Raw genomic sequence first — 21,727 nt, 5'->3', positions numbered from 1 at the left:
TTTTACTTTTCAGGTAAATCCACAATGGCAACACAGGTATTTCCGGCTTCGTTTAACATGGTGAAGCAAAGCTTCTCCCCATTGGGGCTGAATACCGGGTGAGGGTGGCAGGGATGGGTCCAATTGGTTTCCGCCCTTACAAGGGGAATTTCCAGTTCCATGGCCTGGTCGATTAAGACCACATCGCTGAATTTTCCGGGGACCTGAGTATCGGCAGCCAGTCGATTCCCGTCAGGCGATACGCCTACATGCCAGTACTTGCCTCCGGAAGCCACTGAGCGGGTCTTATGTGTCTTCCTGTCGATATACCATACTCCTCTCGGTTCTATGGTCGCAGATATGTATTTAACAAAATACAATCCATTTCCATCAGGACTCCACATCTCATGGCCGCAGCATTCCCCATTGTTCCCGTCCTGATCCAGGCGCTGCCGGAAGATATTCTCTGTCTTGCCGTTTATTACGTCCGTCATCCAAAGGCGGTTGGTGATATAACAGCAATGGCCTTCATGACAGAAGAATATGTGGTTCGGATCCACAGGGCTTGGCATACAGTGGGATATTTCGTTAAAGGGCGGCGGGAACGATTGGCGGTGAAACTCCTCATGACTACCTGTCAGTAAGTTTATCCTGCCAATGGAATAGCTGCCATCCTCGTATCTCCAGCAAGCTGCCCCGAACTGTCCGTCATTGGTTATGGAAATGGGCCCGACCAGAGGGTACGGCGCCTCCCATAATACTGATGTGGTTCCCGTGCTGATTTCCGTCGCCAGATACCGGCCCCCCTCTACATGATATAATTTTCCGTTCCTAACCGTAAAATCCGTCCCGATCCCACCTTCACAAAGCAGCCTCTCTTCTCCTGACTCCAGATTCGTCCACACATAGGAACAACTGCTGTCTTTTAGGCTGGGCAGCCTGGCTGTCACTACCGCCTGGTTCCCATCCCAGCAATTGGATGTCACATAACAGTGGGCAACATTCTTCCCTTCTTCATTTAGGGTTCTGTATTCCGTCCCAAAGGTACCACATCGTTTCGTTCTAAAATCTGCCATAGGTTTTTCCTCCTCTTATACACAGGAAATGCCGGCGACTGCAACAGCCACTGGCATTTCCTGTTAGCTGATCGTAATTAGTTGAACAAATCTTTATTTTTCTCGTACCATTCCTGGCGTTCTTTCATCACATCGTCAAATCCCAGGCCTTTTTTCTCACTCTCGATTTCGGTAATACCTTCTGCAACGGAATAGCTGGGATCGCTTATCATCTTGGCTTCAATGGAATTCTGGATAGAGAAGAAATCGCTGTTATATTTGCTGGACAGTTCGGATGCCGGCAGATATGGGATATCCCTTCTGAACTTATTCTTCATAGCCGTATTAAGCCCAAGGGTGCGCAGTTTGGCATATTCCTGGGACAGTTCATCCTGTGCACTGGTGATTGCGATATATTTGCCGATATCGTCAATAACTTCACCTGATACAATGGCGTATTCCGTCGCATAGTTCAGTTCTCTCTTATTCTTTTCCACGTCGATTTTCTGAGGAATGCCGTCTACCATTTTATAATGTACGCCTTCCGTGCCGTAAGTAGGGCCTTTCCAGCCTTCCTTAAGCATCCAGTCGATGAATTCCAAACATGCTTCAGGATCTTTTGCATTGCGATTCATGCAGATTATTTTATTAGCAGGCGGTTCCTGGTAGAGTCCTCCCTTTCCTTCCGGTCCTGCAACAGGTTCCAGGGGGATGAACACGGCTTCCGGAACATTCTTTTTCAGCTCCCTCCACTCAGACTCCATATTGTAACCGGATAACCAGATACCGGCCTTACCTGTAACCACCAGTTCACGCTGGCGCTCAAAGTTGGTATCGGTAATGTATTCCGGATCAATGATGCCTTCGTTGTACATCTTTTTCAACATGTCAAAACACTGTGCATATTCGTCCGTACCTACCCAATCCCTGAGTTGGCCGTCAATGACTTCCATATTCCCGTCCGGCTGACCGAACAGGGTCTTCATAATGGAAAGGAAGTTGTAATTAAAGGAAAGTCCAAAGGTATCATCCACCCCATTTTTATCCGGGTCATTCTTTGTGAATTTATAAGCCACATCATACAGTTCATTCGTGGTGGTTGGTGTTTGAAGCCCTAAATTGTCCAGCCAGTCCTGGCGGATCCAGATGCCGTGGTTAGCCACGCCTAAAGGCGTCCTGGCTGATGTCATTGCATACATCTTGCCGTCATCTCCAGTCAGATAAGGGACCAGCTCTGGATGTTTTTCCAGATATGCCTTATATTCTGTGCTGTATTGCTCTATGTACTCATCCACAGGCTGGATGACGCCTTGCTGGATCAGGCTGTCCATAAATGTCTTACCGAATTCCCACACCAAATCCGGAGCAGAATCACTGGCAAACAAAGCGTTGATCTTTGCTACGGACTCGGTACGGGGCACTGGTACCCAGTTTACCTTTACCGGGCTGTTCTCATTGATCCAGTTCACCCATCGGTTGTCTTCCATGGTACCTTCTTCTGCGGGACATTGGCCTCGTTCCAAAATCGAGATGGAAATTTCCTTTTTCCCTGAGCCTTCGTCCTGCTTCGTGGTTCCGCATCCTGAGGCCCCGGTCCCTCCTGTTGTGGCGCTGCTACCGCCAGAGCAGCCTGCCATTGCCGCTCCTGCTGCCATTGTAACCGCCAGTGCCAAAGCTGTTAATTTTTTATTCATAGCTTCTCCCATCCGCCGCATCTGCGGCATTTATTTTTGTTTTATTTGGACGCATGATTCTCCTTTAAAACCTAACCTTTGACCGAACCTATCATGGCTCCCTTTACAAAATACTTTTGAAGAAATGGATACACACAAATGATCGGCAGGGTTACCACCATGATAGATGCCGCTTTAAAGGTTTCCGCAGCTACCGTGGTTTGAACCAATCCTTCACTGCTGCTGACTTCTATCATCTTAGCCGTATCCAGCATCTGCTTTAATTTCACCATCATCGGGAATTTGGTGGTAGAGCTTAGGTACAGCATGGGATTGAAATAATTATTCCACCAGCCAACGGCATAGAAAAGCACCATTGTTGCAATCACCGGTTTGGATACCGGAAGGATCACCCGGCATAAGATCGTAGGCTCATTGGCGCCGTCAATGGCTGCCGCTTCCGATAAACTTTCAGGTACGCCCTCAAAAAATGTCTTCATTACGATCAGGTTATAAGTGCTGATTAATCCCATCAACCACAACCCTGTATAGGTATTCATCAGTTTCAACGATTTAATCAGTACGAAATTGGGAATCATGCCGCCGGAAAACAGCATGGTGAATACGATCATGCCTACAAATATCTTCCGCCCCCTTAAGTTTCTTTTGGAAAGGGAATACGCTGCTAATGTAGTAGTCACAAGGTTCAGGAATGTCCCTACTACCGTCAGCAGGATGGTATTCTTCATGGATGCAAAAATCTGCCCGTCCAGCAGCAGCTGGTTATAAGCCTCCACATTGAATTCCACCGGCCACAGCACTACTTCTCCGGCTCCCACAGCCCGGCTGGAACTGAAGGATACGGCCAATACATAGAGGAAGGGATACAACGCACAGATAGTAAATAAGGTCAGGACCACATAGACCACAACAAGGAATATCTTTTCTTCCAGGGACTTTTTAACTTTAACTGCTTTTTTAACATGTTTCGTCATTACAATACCTCCTATCCTTTACCAAAGGCCTTCGCCGTTGACTTTCTTTGATATCCGGTTGGTGGTGTATACTAAGATGCAGCTTACCGCCGACTGGAACAGACCGATTGCTGTTGTATAGCTGTACTGGGCGCCTTCGATACCGACCCGGTACACATAAGTGCTGATTACTTCCGATACATCGCGGACGGCAGGGTTCATCATGACATATACCTGTTCAAATCCTACATCCATCATGGAGCCCATCCGTAAGATCAGCATGACTACGATGGTGCTCTTTAAGCAGGGGAGGGTCACATAACGGATCTGTTTTAACTTGCCTGCGCCGTCAATGCGGGCCGCCTCATAAAGCTGTGGGTCGATTCCGGTGATGGCCGCCAGATAAATGATTGTTCCCCATCCGGCTCCCTGCCAGATACCTGAGATGATGAAGGTAATGGGCCACCAGAACCTGCTGCCCATGAAGTAGATAGGCTGAATCCCAAATACATTTTTCAGTATATGATTGATAATGCCAGAACTGGGTGAGAGAAGTCCAATTAAGATTCCTCCCAGTACCACCCAGGACATGAAGTGAGGCAGATACATGATGCTCTGGGTCACCTTCTTAAAGGTCCTGCTCTTCACCTCATTTAAGAATATTGCCAGGATAATAGGCACCGGAAACCCGAACAAAACGCTTCCTGCATTCAGCAGCAAAGTATTTCTCAAAATCATATAGAAATTCTTGCCTGTAAATAATCGCTTGAAATGTTCAAGACCGACCCATTCACTTTCAAAAAATCCGGTGGAAAATTTAAAGTTTTGGAACGCCATAATTGTTCCGAGCATGGGAAGATACTTAAAAATGACAAAATAAGCCATAATTGGGGTCAAAAAAATATACAGCCATTTATCCCGTCGAATATCCTTGATTAATGGCCTTTTGTTCCCTTTTTTTGATGTGTTTTTCATCAATATGTATATTTCTCCTTTCTTTTTATTCTTTATTTTGTTTGTTTTATCAGATTTGTTATTGCCTTATGGATTCATTATAGCTAATATACGCATATTTGTATCTGCTTATATCGCCATAAAGTATGCGTATATACCCATTTTGGTCAAACTATCTAACTTCATGGTATATTTATTGAAACTCATATACAAAGTGACCATATCATCCTGCCTTTATTCCTTTTATTTTCAATAAAAAAGGGCACCAATCATTTCTGATTGATGCTCTGTAATGTGTACTGACTTTTAATTTTATTTTCTTATTTAAGAAGGATGTCTTTCTTGTTAAGAATCGCTGCTACAGCAGCGCAAGCCGGACAATCACAATATTTCTCTCCGGCAGACTTGATTTCAATTGCATGTGCCGCGATATGCTTTGCAGTGTCCGCACCAAAAACCTGAATTCCAGCATCAGATTCTGCAAAGCCGATTAAACTGTCAATAGGCATTATATCTGCCTCAAGCTCATCAATATATTTCTTGGTTTCCGCGGCTTCCCTATCAGTTCCGATAGCGGCCAACCAGTTCTGAGCTGCTTCTTTTGCCTCACTGCTACATGATGGAGCACTTATTAATTCGTTTGTTTTTTCAACAACATAATTTAATAGATCCTTGTCCATATTGTATGCCTTCTTTCTTAGAATTTTTCTATATTTTACCATAGTTACTTTACCTTTGCAATTCAAAGTTGGTTGTTTATTTTTTGAGTATTCTCTCTAAGTAAGCGACATCTAACAAATTCACTGTCTCAAAGATCCCTTTATAAAACACACCCCAGTTATTGAAAACACAAGGCAATTCCTTTGCCTTTTGCAGCGTGTCCACTTGAATTAAGGATACAGGAATGTCATTTGTATCACAATATTTTTTTATCATCTCAATGTTTTGACAGACATAGGGACATTGCATATCATAATAAATTGTTAGTTCTTTGCTTTCGATTTCTTGGTTTTTAACCTGTTGTGCAAACTTTGGCATTGTACCGTCAAAAGAGAGTGCAAGCAATTCATATCCGTGATCGGTAGTATCAACAACCTTAAAACCAAATTTCTTTGCAAATGATTGGTCAGAAAGCCAGGCTTTTTGCTTATTTGCTCCAAGCATACAAACGCCGGATTTCCCCTTCTCTTTCGCATCAGCCAAACAATATTCCATCAGAGATTTTCCGTACCCTTGTCCTTTGGCACTGCCAGATACCCATAAGCAATACACATAATAATAGTTGTCACCAGTTATGGGAACCCAAGCAGTTTCAAGAGGAGCATATTCTATAAAAACTGTGGCCTTTGCATTTAACTTTCTAAAGACATGACCTTCATTCAATCGCTCTGAAAGCCATTTTCGCTTTGCGTCAATGCCTTGATGGGGCTTTTTACTGCGGATAATGCAGCATAAATGCTCATTGGCAAGGTTTTCTGTTGTTAAGTTTACAAAATCAGTATTCATATGCGCCCTCACTTTACGATTTAATTTTCATCAATATGCAAAATCGTATTTAAAAGTACATTCGCTCCTTTTAAACAGTTTTCTACCGGAGTATATTCGATCTCACAATGGCTGTGCCCTCCTACACTTGGCACGAATATCATGGTGGTGGGAACTAAATCTATAGCAAACTGCGCATCATGACCAGGGCCGCTGTATATTCTACGATTGGAATAGCCGCATTCCTGTGCACTAAATTCTACATAGTCAACCAGTTCGGTAGTAAAGCTCACGGTCTTACGTGCCCATGCTTCCTCATAATTCACTTCGCATTGCTCCACAACGCTTGGAATTTTTTTAATAACTTCAAGTACCTGCTTGATCACTTCGGAATCCTGATGTCTCGCATCCAGGGTAAATTTCACTTCATCCGGTATTATGGTGTGAATGTTTGGATGGGCAGAAATCTTTCCCGTGGTATAAACCAGTTTGCTATCCAACTTGTCCAGCTCATCATGGAGATATTGAATGGTTTTGACTGCGGCATAAAGGGCATCCTTACGATATTTCATAGGAGTCGTTCCTGCATGGCCAGCCTGTCCGGTAAAGGTAAATTCGTAATTGATCATACCGCAGACGCCTTCTACCACTCCTATATCGATCCCTTCTGCTTCCAATACCGGGCCCTGTTCAATGTGAAGTTCCACCAAAGCCTTTGTTTTGGACGGATCAAGCCGGTTTTCTTCCTTTCCTTTAAATCCGCTTTTTTCCAAAGCCTCTCTGAACGTATACCCTGGAATGTCTTTTGCCTTCGAAGCCAACATAGTTTCCTTGTTAAATTTTCCACAAATAACACCGGAAGACATCATTGCCGGTTCAAATCTGGCGCCTTCTTCGTTGGTCCATACAATAACCGTAATTGGATGCCGGTGTGGTATTTTTTCCTTTACAATGGTTTCTGCCACCTCCATTGCTGTTAAGACACCAAGAATCCCATCATAATTGCCGCCCTGGCGTACAGAATCCATATGGGAACCTGATACAATGGCAGGTAAATCTTCTGTTCCGGCAATGGTTGCATATATATTTGCCATATCGTCGGTTACAATGGAAGCACCGATTGCCTCCATGCGTTTCACGAATTCTTTTCTTGCGGCTAAGGCTTCATCCGATAAGGAAAATCTGGTAATCCCACCCTTTCCTGTATCTCCAAACCTGCTGAAGGTCTTAATCTTATCTTCCATTCTTTCATAATTGCACTGAATCATGTTACATACCTCCTTTTATGTATCACACATGCTGTCGTTTTTTATTAATATCATTGGTTAAGTATACCATAATTGCATAGTCTTAGTCCAATGACTTTATAAAGATGATGCGTTTTTCTACGTAATCCTTTCCAGTAAGAACTGGATACAAAAATGGATGCTGCGAAACTAACATTCGTTAGTGAAGCAGCATCCATTGATTTAATTAATTATTGATTCCATACTCCATTGCTGTCAACCAGCCAGCCATCTGGAGTCACACCATCCATGTATAATGATCCATGGGGGCGTGAGTGACCTTCCGGCTTTTTATATTCCCATTTCTCCTGGTTCAGTATCCAGCTGGATGAACCTTCGGTATGTGTGGTTAAATAATACCATTTTCCATCGATGCAATTCCAGCCTTCTGCCATAGCTCCGGAGGAATTCAGATAATACCAGGAACCGTCCATCTGATCAAGGACCCACCCGGTCTGCATGGCTCCATTTGAGCTCAGCCAATACCATTTTTCATCGATTAGAAGCCAGCCTGTTGCCAGATTGCCCTTCTCATTGAAATAGTACCACTTTCCGTTCACTTTTTTCCAGGCAGAGCTAACGGTGCTTGATTCAGAGCTTCTATCTCTATCCTGGCTTCCCTCTCCGTCCAGATTTGTTTTCCGGAATTCTCCGGTAATATAAGTATCCTGTTGGAGCACGAACTCATATGTTCCGTTTTTATCCGGTGACACAGTCTTTCCATTAACAGACAGACGTTTTAAACGATAGCCAATATCAGGAACTGCCTTTACAATCACCTTTGTTCCCTTTTTTCCTTCAGAGAGATTTGCAGTAATCCTGCCGCCTTCCAGGCTGTCATCAACGGATACTTGAAAGCGTTCTTCTTCTCCTGTCGTGATGTCTGTGATTAAGGTAACGGTTCCGTTATCTGTCAGCACAAATGAAATTTTATCCGTTTTATGATTCCAAGATACGGGTAATTGTCTGGTTTCTCCATCTGCCCCCTTAAATGTCGCAGAAATGGAATGACTGTCCTTTCCCTGATCCGGAATGTCCATCCACACTTTCACCGGAGCATTTAATGATATGGGCTTTTTGTTTCCGTACTTATCCTCCAGCTGAAGCTGAAGTCCGAAGGACTTGCGGATTTCTTTTTCTGTCTCTGATACATTGCCGTCTGTGACCGACATAACAGCAATACGGATATCCTGATCATCTTCCTCATCCTCAAAGAATCTGAAAGCGGTTGATGGAGACGCTTTCCTCGCATTGGAGGCTGTTGCTCTTACTGCATTGGAAGGAGTTGCAGTGCTTCCTGTAATTTTAATGGGTATGCTTAACGCAGCTCCTGCAATCTGTATACCAGTAAGGTCTGTTTCTGTGGAATCCACTCTGCTGTCTATCATGCAGTCTTTTGCTTCCATCACGGCCTTATACAGTTCTTCTAATGTAATTAATTCATCCATTAAATACTTTGCCAATTCTTCATTCGAAACGGCAGTTAAGGCATTGACTGCTGACCGGATGGTTTTTTGTACCTTGTAATCGCTGTAATCATCGTTGTTCATTGCCTCTTTTACCGCATCTTTAATCAGAGACTGGACTTTTTGAATGTTTTTCGGTAATTCTGGTCCCACTTTTCCGCCTAAGGATACAAAGGCCTGAAGCTTTATCCCATTTTCCAGTTCAGCAGTCACGTTTAACCGGCTGCTTTCTTCAAAATCATCAATATCAAGACAGCCTTCTTCATCGATTCCTGTACCTGATTCCAGAGACTTATCTCCTGTGACTTTCCAGGTAATATTCCCTGCGTCATTGGTGTAATCATTGACTGCAAAGGACATACTTTGTCCGGGAGCAAGGGTAACGGCTTGTGGGTACAGGGAAGCCGCCAGCTGCATGGCTGCATAAGAATTGGAACCATTGGTTCCTTTGGCCTGAATGGTAAGTTTTGCTCCGTATTCTGTCAGTTCTGCCTTTACATTCTCGTCTGATGAAAGAATATCTGTCACAGGTTTATGTATTTCGATTACAATTGTACCTGTATTTTTCATTGTTGGATCAGAAGCAGAGACAGTCAGAATTCCATTTTCATCTTCTTTTGCCATCATGGATGCAGCACCTTTGACGGAGAAGTCTCCAATTTTCGTAGCAGCATCTGTCCAGATGTTGGCTCCTAGTACATGTTCGGATCTGTCGTAAACAGCCTGCATCTGTGAAGTATTTGACAGGACTGTAATTTGCGGTTCCCTGGAATACTGTTCGGTTTCTTCCGTGGTCATTCCTGGAAGGAGAACATACTCATATGCGGCATTTTCAGGATTTTTTCCATGGTCAAACCACATTTCTAAATAGTTCTCTTCTGCTTTTCCATTTGATGTTCCGACCAGTGACCAGTCACCGGCATTTCTTGCTTTTCTCACTGATATGGTCTGAGAACCGGCAGGGAAGTAATAACCGATATCGCTTCCATCTGTGTTGCCTTCTAAATGGGCCCATGATACATCAGAAAGCGTAGTTCCTGACACATCCACTTTTCCGTCTACAATATCTTTTAAAGAAGCAGACTCTGTCATAAGATCTTTTGTCTCTCCGTTAATGATCAGAGCATTGTCTCCATCCTGTTTCAGACGCCTGTTTTCAATAATGCTTTCCACCGGATACTCTTCACCGGAATTGGATATGCCGGCTCCAAGACATACGATCTGTTCCCCAAGCATAAACCAAGATTTCTTAGCGGACAGATTAGGGGAATATGCCACGGCAGGAGAACCTTCTCCCTCTTTGACCCGGACTTCTCCTGTTAATGACATTCCGTTAATTCCGTCATTTCCTATGCTGCTGCCTCCGACCCAGGATTCCCTTGAACGGAAATCGCCGCCTTGGGCAAAGCCTGAGCTGTCCGGCTGACCGTTACCGATATTCTTGGAAACGAGGGTCGTTCCCGCCAATCGGAGTGGATTCACAGTATTCCAGAAATTTTCCGTATACTGTAAGGTATCCTGATTGTATAAGTAGGTCATACCGCTTCCCTGATGCCAGCCATACCGGTTTTCATGATTCATGATTTCCGTATTCTGAATTCGTTCAGAATACATAGATAATGCCATCAGGAACTTATCTGTCCGGTGAATGGCCCGGTCCATGAGAGGCAGATTTTTATGGATCGGAGCAACGGAGGTGGTAATGGAATCATCTCCCTGAATTTCCAGGGCCTTTTCCTTTATCGAAATATACTCTGCTCCGCTTAAGGTTTTAATAAATCCAGGATCAATCTCCATCCATGCTTTTAATGAGCTTTTTAATTCATCCTGTACTTCAAGGGAAACGGAATCCATAAGCTGGATCATAAGAACCATTGCTTCTCTTCCTGAATCCCGGTTACTGCCGGCAGGCCTGGATACAGAACGACCTTTTAAAGAATCCAGCATCAGACCGTCATACATTCCATTCAAAAACCCTTCTTTCAAATAGAATTCCAGGTTTTCCTGCACTTCTCTGGGATACTCCCATGGTGTTCCGGCAAATAGAGGCGGCATTCCTGCCCCGCCTTTTAAAAACTCAATTCCGTAGGACCCTATATATGGAACATGAGAATGGTCAAGATAAGAGCCATCGGCATAGAAACCGCTGTTATAACCCTGATCCGCAATTTTGGTGCTGTCTTTTAAGCTCTGGATTATAAAAGTCTCTGAAGAAGCTTTTTGAGCCATGTAAACAAGCTCATTATCTTCTCTGATAATTCCCAGTCCTAAGGCGGTCCTGGAACAGTCAATGATATTGGCTCCCTGAGCAGTCCGGTATCCCTGAGCGTGGGTGCTTCCGGTTCCAATGACGCCTTCATGATAAGGATCCGGCTGGAAGAAATAAAGTCCCTCGGTATAAAGGCTGATCTCTTCCTTTGTCAGCTGATCATGTATTAGCACCAATATTGGAATAAGATCTTTAGGAACACCGATTTCCCACGTCCACCAGTTATCCGTTTGGGTCTTTGGTGAGTAACATTGGGAGCATAAGTAGTTCATGATCTGCTTTATGTCCTTTAGCAGCTCATCATTTTGGTAATAGGGATTCCCCTTTGCTGCATATGCCTTTGCCATTGCCAGCACCTTTTTAAAAGCCGGACGAAACTCCACCGCATCATTCTCATAGGGAATCTCCGGGTTACCTGCCGCCCCTTCATCCTTAATCCAGGGGATTCCGGCACAGGTATCCTGTCCTTTATAAGCATACGCTTCCCATGCAGATTCTGCCTGAGCCTGGATGTCGAGAAGGATCGCACTGCCTCCATCAAGTTCCGTTAAATCATTTCCGATGAGGGAATCCTTCCACCGTTTGCGGATTGTCTCGTAATCTGCCGGTTCTGTCTGTGGCAGATTTGCCGGATCTTCATAAAGGACTGTTACGTTCCACTTTTTTTGTTTTCCGTTTTCATCAGTGGCCAGTACTGTGACATTTCCTTTTTCATTTGCCATCAGCAGTGCGTCTTCACCGGAAAGCTTTTTAACAGAAGCAATGTGGCTTCCATCCGCATCTCCGGCTTTTCTGGTTCCGTCTGTTTCTCCTTCCAACAACTCTCTCTTAATTTTACTACTTCCTGCATTGCGTACATAATTCCCGTCGGGCTTTGGTATTTTAACTTCCCAACGGATGCTTCCGGATAATTCAGCCGGTTTTTCAATCCGTCCGTCTTCTCCTCTCACCAAAACAATCTCATCTCCTGTAATTGCTTCAGCTGCCTTTCCTTCAATGGTCAGAACCACCGGCTCGGATCCCATTTGGGAAGCATCAAATTTAAGGAAAATATTAGAGCCGAAAGAGGACTCTGCCAATGCCTGCTGATTTGAATTTGTCAGTATGCCTGCTCCACGGGTTTCCAGTGTTACCTCCAGATAACCACTTGTTTGGATGTCTGGCCTGGCGATACTAAGCGTCATATTACCAGTCGAAGGATCTTTCTTTACGGTAAGTGCCATACTCTCATTCATGGTTAAGGGCACAACCTGATTATCCAGTCTGATGCTGTCGGATGACCACTTGTTTACAGATACAATTCCCTCTCCGATGCTGGAAGCAGCCTGTATCTGCGGTGTATTTATTAGAAGCCGTGAATCGGTTCTGTACAGACTATTAGTTGGATAATCAGCAATTGTTTTCCCTGCTACCATGGTATACTGGTAGGTCTCCCCGGGCGTTATAAAAAACTCGGCTAACTGAGGTACATCAGAACCTTTCGTGTTCAGCCGATAGTATACGTTAGATTTACTCAGAGTGGATCCGACCTCCCCATCTCCAAATACATAGGACCATTGCAGCACATTACTGCCCAAGTCAGACGCGCTGAGCCAGTTTCGGGTATGGTTCCCTTTCGTTGGTGTATTGACGAGGGGAAGCCACTTGTTTTTATATGCGTCCAGTACTTTTCGGTATCCGTTTTCGGGATTTGTCAATGCCAGATTTGTACTTCCTGTAACCGGAATATTATCTACAACGGTTATGAGTTGCCCGCTGCCACCTGTTTCTGCCTTGATGCCTGCTCCGGCACAAAGGATTTCGCTGCCGAATAAAAACCAGGATTTAACGCCATGAACCTTATTCCCCAGCTGTACTCCTTGTACACCGTAAGTTTCCGAAAGTGACTTCATTGACATTTCTGGTGTGATTTCAGCCCCTCGAAATTGGTTTCCCCCTTCCCAGAACATGGTTGTTCCAGGTATCAGTTCTTCATTCATGGTGTTCCATGCCAATGTCGTATCACTATTTTTTGATAGTGACAGACTTCCCCCTCCCACTGTAGGATTAATGGACGCAGCATATTGCCGTGTGTTTAATAATTCTGATCCGGTTATTACCGGTAACGTCTGTCCGGCAGCTGGAACTGTCATGATCATCTGGATTGCCAGACACATGCTTGTCACCCGCTTCCACTTGTTCCTAATCTTTTGCTTCACACAAAATTCCTCCTTTTTTATTAAATTGTTATATTAATGTCCCGAACCTGCTGGTAAGTTGTCCTACCTATACCATAAAAATAGTCAGAGATATAATATAAAAATTTATTTTATTATATGGAATTTTTTAACAATAATAAATGAATTATTTTAAAAATAATTGTATTATATTCATATTTTTAATAATTTTAAATTTAATTTTATATTATTTTTGTAAAAGATGTATTATTTGTGGAAAAAGTAACAGTTTGAATAATCAAATTTATTCATTTAAATACATCACACAAATAAAGAATTAACATAAATTTTATAAAATTGGCTTATTCATACGGTTGACTAGGCAACAACTTTACTGGTATAATGAAGTTGTTGCTTTAGCTAATCTGACATTATAATTCATTATCATATCTTAAACTTATTAATACCAATAACGTTTCATTTTCCAACATGCAAAGCCTTATTCCGGCTGGTGGCGGAAAAAACACATGTATTATCCAATCATCCCGCAGTAGTACTTAAAATAAAACTTAGACATAAACTGATTGTTTCATAAAAGTAGAGAAGCTTTCGTTTTTCGTTGCAAAAATCTCCATAGGAAGTTTGTTTTTTACGGAGTGAATAAAATAAGTAAGGAGAAATCATATGGGAAAAAGCAAAAATCAACAGGTATCAATTGAACGGGCAGAGGAATTAAAGGGGCGGATCGAAGATTTTTTAGAGGCTCGCAAGAGGATTCCCAAAGGAATGGATTTAGAGGCAGAATTCATTAAGAGGAAAAACAAAATATTAGAGGTACTGGATGCCACAGAAGAAAACTGGAATGATTATCAGTGGCAGTTAACTCATAGGATAACGGATGTTGAGACCTTAAGTAAAATCATTTTATTAAGTGAAACAGAAAAAATGCGTATCAAAAAGGTGGAGAAAGAATTCAGATGGGCGGTTTCTCCATATTACTTAAGTCTGGCAGATCCGGATGACAAATATGATCCTATACGCTTATTATCCATTCCAACCTATAAAGAATTGGAGGATACCTGTATGGATCTTGATCCTATGGGGGAAGAATTTACAAATCCTGCAGGCTGTATTACAAGACGATATCCGGACAGGCTGATTATTAATGTGACAAATGAGTGTGCCATGTACTGCAGGCACTGTCAGAGAAGAAGGAATATCGGGGAGGAAGATGTCCATAGATCCCGTAAAATGATTCAGGAATCCATTGATTATATAAGAGAAAATGAAGAAATCAGGGATGTGTTAATCACCGGCGGGGACGCCTTATGCCTTCCTGATGATTACCTTGAGTGGATCATAAAGCAGTTAAAAGAGATCCCTCATGTTGATTATATCCGCCTGGGCACCAGATGTCTGGTGACCATGCCTCAAAGGATCACGGATCAATTATGCTCCATGCTGAAGAAATATCATCCGATCTATATAAATACACATTTCAATCATCCCATAGAAATTACGGAAGCGTCAAAAGCAGCATGTGAAAAATTGGCTGATTCTGGGATCGTCTTGGGAAATCAGGCCGTATTGTTAAATGGAATTAACAATGATAAGTATATCATGCGGGTGCTCAATCATGAGTTGCTTAAATGCAGGGTAAGACCTTATTATATCTTTCATGCAAAACATGTTCAGGGAACCGCTCATTTTAATACTTCCATTGAAGACGGCATAGAGATCATGGAATATTTACGAGGCTATACTTCAGGTATGGCGATCCCAACGTTTATAGTAAATGCACCCAAGGGATTGGGAAAAACTCCTATTTTTCCTAATTACATTGTATCCCGAGGGCCAGGCTATGTTCAGTTAAGAACCTGGGAAGGAAATATTGTTAAATATGAAGATCATGAAACAAAGGATATCCGGAATTATCTGGAGTCCTAAGTAAGCGGATATCGAGATTCACAAAAAGCATAGATGGAATGCCGGACAAGATGACTACTTTGTTAGTTTCTTGCTAGCATTCCATCTATGCTTTTTAGTAATTTAAAATTAAAAGGTATCTTTAACTACAACGATTTGGCTTATTCGGATTTACCATGGTTATTTCATTTATGAGCTTTTTAACATGTTCTGCCCCGGAAGCACTGATTGAATAATGCATCCATTTCCCATCCTTACGGCCTGCTACTATCCCTGAATCACAAAGAATTTTCATATGGTGGGACAAGGTTGGCTGGGTGATGTCCAGTTTATCAAGCAATTCACAGGCACACTTCTCTCCCTCTTGTAATAACTCTAATATGGCAAGCCTTTGCTCATCACAGAAAGCTTTCAATATTTTAGCATTTTTCTTGTATTTATCCATAATCACTCCTCCTTTGCATCACAATTCCTTATTGAAGGTATGACCAGACATAAAAATGAGGCAAATAAAACCAGTGCTCCTGCAATCAGAAACCACTTTTCCACCCCATATCTCTCTGCAAAAACTCCGGAAACAGAAAGTCCTAATGGGCCGCTGATTAACCGGATACTGCTGGATAGCGATATTACCCGCCCTAAATACTTCGCTTCAAATTTACTTTGCAGCAAAGGTGTATACATTCCCCAATAAAATGGGCCGGAAATTCCCATTAACCAGGAGCATACAGCAAATACTAAAAAGCCGCCAGGCGGCAAGAATCCTGAGACAAACAAACTAAAGCTCATTAACAGAAAAGAACCGATTATTGTATAAATTCTATTTTTAGTTCCTCCCCATCTGCCCAATATCAAAGAGCCAATCAGCAGACCAATGGAAAATACAATTTCAACAACACTTGCATTTGTGCTGGTTCCATGAAAATATGACATACTCATTAATGGAAACAATGCACTGGTCGGCATCATTGCTAAGGTATAAAGAGTACCTATTAAAACTAAACCCAGCATTCCTTTTTTTGTTCGAAGTATTTGAAAACCTTCTTTTGCCTCTCTTAAAACGTGTATTTTTCCTATGTTCTCATTATGATTTAATTCCGGGATTACTGATATTACCAACATAAAAACTGCAATTAATGCTCCTATAACATCAAGGAAGATGATACCGCTTAAGCTCCATGACTGATAGAGAACTGCAGCTAACGCAGGACTAAATAATTGAGAAATAGATTCCAGAGCCTGTGAATATCCGGAACATCTTGTTAGTTGATCCTTCGGTACAATCTGAGGTGTCACTGCCTGAAGACAAGGCGTATGAAAGGCAGATCCTATGGAACGGATCAGTAGAACCAATAAAATCAGTTCTGTGGATAAAACGCCCATCTGCCCTGCGATAACCATGATAAAACTGGCCGCTGCAATAATTAAATCGGAGACTGCCATAATCATTTTTCTATTGTAACGGTCAATGAAAACACCGATGAAAGGACCTAAGATTCCTTGCGGCAGGAACCCCATCATCATGGCGGCAGATAAAACCAAAGCGGAACCGGTTTTGTCAGTTAAATGCCATACGATCGCAAACTGCAGAACAGAACTTGAGAATTGCGAAAATGCCTGACCTGCCCATATCGTATAAAAATTTCGTTTCCAATTTGTTACGGATGTTTTCATAATATTCTCCCCTAATTTAGTAGCTAAGAAAACATTATAAGTTTCATATCGATAAATGTCAATATGTTATGCTATAAATAAAATTTTAAGCATGGCGTTGTTAAGAAGTCATTATGGATTTTACAAATTTATGTCCGGGTATTTCCAAAGCGTTATTCTTATATTATAATTGGAATACAGGTCTAAATTGAAATAAATGGTACATGATTTATAAATACATGTCTTGAAGATTGAAAGGTAAAAGGAATGGATAAGTTTGATGGAATTATCAATAATACACTTGTAAAAAAGATCTTAAGTATTGTTTTGCTGGTTTTGTTTATGTATTTCTTTCGAGGAATGCTGAATCAGCTTTTACTCATATTTATAGTTACATTTATATTTGGTCAGCTGCAAAGGTTTCTATATGAGAAGGTAAATACCCGTATGAGAATCAGCCGAAAACTGATTACTATTTTCATGTACATAATAATTCTACTGTTTTTCACCATATCCGGAATTGTCTATATTCCAAAGGTCACCCAGCAGTTATTTGATATCATAAATTTGATCTCTACCTTTGACTTGAGCCAGGTTCAGTCAAAATTCGACATGAATCTGATGAATATCATACCGGAGGATCAGATCGATGCTTACATCCGGTTAGCGGAAAGCCATCTTTTGGGATTTGTTGCAACAGCAGGTACGTTTAGTATCAATTTATTAATGTCCTTTTTGATAAGCTTTCTTTTCTTACTGGAGAAGGATGAAATCGTTGCGTTTTTAAAGCACATGGAACAGAGCAAAGTTTCCTTCCTGTATGAATATTTTACGTTCTATGGGAAAAAGTTTTTAAATTCTTTTGGAAAAGTAATTGAATTACAGATAGTAATTGCGTTCATTAACTCTTTTCTGTCTGTATTAGCCCTGACAGTTATGGGATTTCCGCAAACATTGGGACTTGGGGCCATGATTTTTATTCTGGGACTGATTCCAGTTGCCGGGGTGATTATATCTATGATTCCCCTAACAATCATTGCATTTAACATTGGAGGCGCCATAAAAATCGTAGAAGTAATTGTAATGATAGCGGTTCTCCATTCCTTGGAAACCTATGTGTTAAACCCTAAATTAATGTCTGCAAAAACAAAGATTCCCGTATTTTTGGTATTTCTTATTCTGATGGTGAGCGAACATTATATTGGAGTCTGGGGACTGCTTTTTGGTATTCCGTTATTCATGTTTTTCCTGGATATTTTAGATATTAAGGTAGAGACTAATAATCAGTAGAAAGCGTAATAGACATAAGTGATTCACCCTAAAAAGAGATCAAGGCCGCCGATAAGTTCGGCTGACCTTGATCTCTTTTATCGTTATAAATCCATATCCATAAAAACCTTTGAAGCAGTTGCACCCTTTTGTCCCTGGTACTTTCCATTGTATGGATTTAAAGCATGATCATCTAATTGTGCAAAAACAAGCTGTCCTACGCGGCGGCCTGCACTTAGCTCGATCGCGCATCTATTTGCGTTAAAAAGCTCTAATGTGATTTCACCTTTAAATCCTGGATCCACCCAGCCTGCATTTTGTATGAACAACCCCAGCCGTCCCAAGGAACTGCGGCCCTCCACAAAGGCAGTCAGATTATCTGGCAAAGAGAAATATTCCATGGTGGTGGCAAGTACAAACTGTCCAGGCAGAAGCAAATACCGATCCGTTTCAATGGTTTTATAACGTATCTCATCATTTAAGGAAATAATTCCATTGCTTGTGTCTTCTACAACACAAAACGTATTCCCAAGCCTGATATCTACGCTGGCAGGCTGAATCTGGTGTTTTTCCATAGGTGATATGATCAGCGTTTTATCCTCTAGCATCCCAAGAATTGTTTTATCAGATAAAATCATAACATAATTTCCTTTCTCCTATACGCCCGGACCGATCGCTCCGCCAGATCCCGGACCTTCCTGTATTCCCGGATTTTCTTCGGTTTCTTTTTCCGGTTTTGTTTCCTTTTCTGTTTCCTTTTCTGTTTCTTTCTCCGGTTTCTTCTCTTCCTTTGTTTCCTTTATATTGGCCCCAGGCCCGATCAGGCTTCCGTCATCGTTGGTAGGAACTTCCGTCTCCTGCTCGGTTGTTTCCGGAATCACTTCTTTCGTATTTTCTGCGGTGGTCTCTGCTACACTTTCCTCTGTGGCAGCTTCCGTTTGTGCAGGAGCGGTATCTTTAGATGACGAATTCTCTTTTTTCTTACCGCCTGAACTTCCACCGGTTGGAGCATTCTTTCCAGGATCTTTGATGCCGCTTTCCTGGGCGATCTTGTCACTGATCTTTTTTACTGCTGATGAAGGAGAATAATCGGCCTGATTATAGAGAAACTGGTGGAGCTGGATGACGTTGCTCTCTAATGTGGTAGGGATAACGCAATCCATTTTGCCGATCTTCATGGTAGTACGTGAAAATGGGAAACCGTTTGTTTCTCCTATGTGGTACTTGTTGATTCCTTTGGCAATGGATAGAACATCATTCATGCCAATGCTGGTAGATATCTGTGGAAATACGGTAGAAACCAGAGTGCTTAATGTACCAAAATCAGCTTTTTTCGCTTTCTCCATTGCAAGACCTATTACCTTGCGCTGGCGCTCTGTCCGGTTAAAATCCGTATCCATGAGACGGAGCCTGGAATAAGCCACAGCTTGTACTCCATCCAAATGGTTCATCCCCGGTTTTTTCAGCTGATAGGAGCCGATTCCCGTGGAATTAACAGTTTCTGTAATAAAACCATTGATATAGGCGAATTCTGCATCTGTAATTTCCAAATCAACCCCACCCAGAATGTTAATGGCATCAGCAACGGCTTTCCAGTTAAAGGTTGCATAATCGTCAATGGCAAGATCCAGATTCTCATTTAGTGCATCCACTGCCTGTTTATGGCCGCCTTTAAAATAGGCCTCATTGATCTTGTGATAGGTTCCTTTGCTGTCAATCTTTAAATATGTATCCCTGAAAACCGATACCAGTTTTATCTCACCGGTAGCTTTATCGATGTTGCAGATCATTTCCACATCGGATAAGGCTCCCTTTTCCACTTTCCCATCCCGGGAATCTACGCCAAAAACTGCAATGGTCCAATAACCTTTCTGATGAGTACGCTGTTTGAACAGGAACACTCCGGCTATCAGTACCAACGCCAAAATTGCAAGCTCCATTAATATGACACGCTGCTTGTGTTTTCGTTTTCGTTTCTTATTTGCTTTATGTTTGTTGCCATTTTGCGGTCCATTATAGCGTACACGTGGGTTTCTTCCATCACCTGCACTATAATAAGTTCTATCTCCTCTTACCGTCTGCGACTGGCGCTTTTTTTCTGTCGGTGGCGTTCTGTCTGCACTTCCCGTCCTTTTACTGCCCTCCCGACTTTTGCGATCCCGCATACGGTCTAATTCATCCTCATAATCCATGATCGAATCATCAATCCTTTCCAATATTTTCTTTGGCAGATCCTATCCATTCTATCAAAAATAGGCCTATGATATCTTGCTTTTCTCTTAATTTTATCAGTCAATCAGCTTTTTATTGTAACACAAAATATTTCCCTTGACCAGTGTTAAAAATTACTCGTGGAAATCTTTATTCAAATACCTTTTACAAAATTAGAGCGCAATAAAAATATCATCACTACCATTTTTGTTATAACAGCTGTACAGATGGAAATGCTCAACGAAAAGCTTGGCAAGGTAATGGCGATTATCAGCCAGGTTTATTTGAACCTATAATTGGGAAGTAAAAAGAAATTAAAATTTGATAGTGATTAAGATTGGTAAAGAATCAATAGATTGCGGCTGCTTCAGAAATGACCAAGGCGTCTATGGCAATAGCAACCCCATCCTCATCATTCGTTCGGGTTATAAGGCGTGCACTGCGTTTTATTATTTCCGAGGCATTGCCCATGGCAATGGTATATCCCAGGGGAAGGGTGAGCATGGAAAGGTCGTTTTCACTGTCTCCAATGGCAAGGATTTCTCTTGGATGGATGTTGGTGCTTGCTGCATATTCCATCAGAACAGATCCCTTTTGCGCACCGATGTGCGTCAGCTCCAGATTGGAAGGGGCCGATGAAGCAACTGAGATTCCTTCTTCTCTATCTAAAGCATAGCGAATCTGCCTTAAGACCTCTGGGTTTTCATGGACAACAGACATTTTATAAATCTCCCATGATGATCCAAGCAGTACATCCTCCGTTGTAAAACGAAACCGCTTCGCAATGGTCTCATAGGTATGCTCATCGGAAACCATGGGGAGAAAAATCTTATCCTCAAAGCTTTTCCGAAATTCTTCCATAGTAGAGGTGGTGTAACTCCCCTCTTCTGTCATAAAATCATATAGAACTGAAAACGGCCGGCAAATGTTAAGAATGCGGTTTACCTGGGCTTTAAACAGCGGTTGTTTTCTCAATTGTCTTCCACAGCTATCAAAAACGGCGGCTCCGTTCATGCAAATGATGTCACAGGAAATTCCAGCTTCCTTTAGGGGGGCGGAAGCATCGGCAAAGTTTCTGCCTGTGCAGACGACAAAACCGATGTTCTTCCGCCTAAGTGCTTCAATGGCGGCAATATTTAAGGGGGAAACCTTTCCATACCGGTTTAAAAGAGTTCCATCCATATCAGATGCGACTAATCGTATCATATGATCATCCTTTCTTTTCTACAATTTCTTTTGCAATATCTGGGTAATTAGTAATGATCGCTTCAATTCCCTGTTCTGCAAGGTTTTCCATCATGCTTTTATCATTTACGGTCCAAACGTTTTGGATTTAATTTCTTTACTTTCACAATGCTGGGGTGATGGAAG

At 42.2% G+C, this 21,727-nt stretch carries 15 protein-coding genes; 2 read left to right on the top strand and 13 right to left on the bottom strand.

The features are described 5' to 3' along the window. Positions 1 to 2: 2 nt before the first annotated feature. From ACHZES_RS02620 to ACHZES_RS02585, 8 genes are all read right to left on the bottom strand, one after another. Entirely contained in the window at positions 3 to 1,055 is a 1,053-nt protein-coding gene (locus ACHZES_RS02620) for an oligogalacturonate lyase family protein (protein ID WP_395548487.1), read from the bottom strand. A gap of 77 nt (positions 1,056 to 1,132) precedes the next feature. Further along, positions 1,133 to 2,728: an extracellular solute-binding protein gene (locus ACHZES_RS02615; protein WP_395548488.1), complete on the bottom strand. Its 1,596-nt coding sequence runs from the start codon at positions 2,726 to 2,728 to the stop codon at positions 1,133 to 1,135. Between the two features lie 71 nt (positions 2,729 to 2,799). After that, positions 2,800 to 3,702, bottom strand: a complete 903-nt coding sequence (locus tag ACHZES_RS02610) for a carbohydrate ABC transporter permease (protein ID WP_395548489.1) — start codon at positions 3,700 to 3,702, stop codon at positions 2,800 to 2,802. A gap of 18 nt (positions 3,703 to 3,720) precedes the next feature. Then, positions 3,721 to 4,566 (bottom strand): ABC transporter permease, encoded by an 846-nt coding sequence (locus tag ACHZES_RS02605; protein ID WP_395548491.1) that lies wholly within the window; start codon positions 4,564 to 4,566, stop codon positions 3,721 to 3,723. 389 nt (positions 4,567 to 4,955) lie between these two features. Next, positions 4,956 to 5,315, bottom strand: coding sequence for a hypothetical protein (locus ACHZES_RS02600; protein ID WP_038284541.1), 360 nt, complete (start codon positions 5,313 to 5,315; stop codon positions 4,956 to 4,958). A 76-nt stretch (positions 5,316 to 5,391) separates the two neighbouring features. Then, complete coding sequence (locus ACHZES_RS02595) at positions 5,392 to 6,141, bottom strand: GNAT family N-acetyltransferase (protein WP_395548493.1); 750 nt, start codon at positions 6,139 to 6,141, stop codon at positions 5,392 to 5,394. A 20-nt stretch (positions 6,142 to 6,161) separates the two neighbouring features. Then, positions 6,162 to 7,388, bottom strand: coding sequence for a Zn-dependent hydrolase (locus tag ACHZES_RS02590; RefSeq protein WP_395548494.1), 1,227 nt, complete (start codon positions 7,386 to 7,388; stop codon positions 6,162 to 6,164). A gap of 209 nt (positions 7,389 to 7,597) precedes the next feature. Further along, complete coding sequence (locus ACHZES_RS02585; protein WP_395548495.1) at positions 7,598 to 13,339, bottom strand: polysaccharide lyase family 8 super-sandwich domain-containing protein; 5,742 nt, start codon at positions 13,337 to 13,339, stop codon at positions 7,598 to 7,600. 642 nt (positions 13,340 to 13,981) lie between these two features. Between ACHZES_RS02585 and eam the strand changes: the two genes are divergently transcribed. Next, complete coding sequence (eam, locus tag ACHZES_RS02580) at positions 13,982 to 15,244, top strand: glutamate 2,3-aminomutase (protein ID WP_038284371.1); 1,263 nt, start codon at positions 13,982 to 13,984, stop codon at positions 15,242 to 15,244. Positions 15,245 to 15,365: 121 nt separating this feature from the next. Here the strand turns inward: eam and ACHZES_RS02575 are convergent, their stop codons facing one another. Continuing rightward, positions 15,366 to 15,668, bottom strand: a complete 303-nt coding sequence (locus ACHZES_RS02575) for an ArsR/SmtB family transcription factor (RefSeq protein ID WP_395548496.1) — start codon at positions 15,666 to 15,668, stop codon at positions 15,366 to 15,368. Between the two features lie 2 nt (positions 15,669 to 15,670). Further along, positions 15,671 to 16,897, bottom strand: a complete 1,227-nt coding sequence (locus ACHZES_RS02570) for an MFS transporter (protein WP_395548498.1) — start codon at positions 16,895 to 16,897, stop codon at positions 15,671 to 15,673. Between the two features lie 246 nt (positions 16,898 to 17,143). Between ACHZES_RS02570 and ACHZES_RS02565 the strand changes: the two genes are divergently transcribed. Further along, positions 17,144 to 18,166 (top strand): AI-2E family transporter, encoded by a 1,023-nt coding sequence (locus ACHZES_RS02565; RefSeq protein WP_038284368.1) that lies wholly within the window; start codon positions 17,144 to 17,146, stop codon positions 18,164 to 18,166. Positions 18,167 to 18,249: 83 nt separating this feature from the next. Here the strand turns inward: ACHZES_RS02565 and dcd are convergent, their stop codons facing one another. The 3 genes from dcd to ACHZES_RS02550 form a co-directional block, all read right to left on the bottom strand. Further along, positions 18,250 to 18,783 carry a dCTP deaminase gene (dcd, locus tag ACHZES_RS02560; RefSeq protein WP_038284365.1) on the bottom strand — a complete coding sequence of 178 codons (534 nt, stop codon included), beginning with the start codon at positions 18,781 to 18,783 and terminating at the stop codon, positions 18,250 to 18,252. Positions 18,784 to 18,801: 18 nt separating this feature from the next. After that, positions 18,802 to 20,337, bottom strand: coding sequence for an LCP family protein (locus tag ACHZES_RS02555; protein ID WP_038284377.1), 1,536 nt, complete (start codon positions 20,335 to 20,337; stop codon positions 18,802 to 18,804). A gap of 367 nt (positions 20,338 to 20,704) precedes the next feature. Next, entirely contained in the window at positions 20,705 to 21,562 is an 858-nt protein-coding gene (locus ACHZES_RS02550; protein WP_038284362.1) for a Cof-type HAD-IIB family hydrolase, read from the bottom strand. Between the last annotated feature and the right edge of the window lie 165 nt (positions 21,563 to 21,727).

Source organism: Lacrimispora sanguinis, assembly GCF_044987295.1.
GTDB classification, from domain to species: Bacteria; Bacillota; Clostridia; order Lachnospirales; family Lachnospiraceae; genus Lacrimispora; species Lacrimispora celerecrescens_B.
The sequence above is the reverse complement of the archived record's forward strand: the minus strand, read 5'-3'. Positions and strand labels throughout refer to the sequence as shown.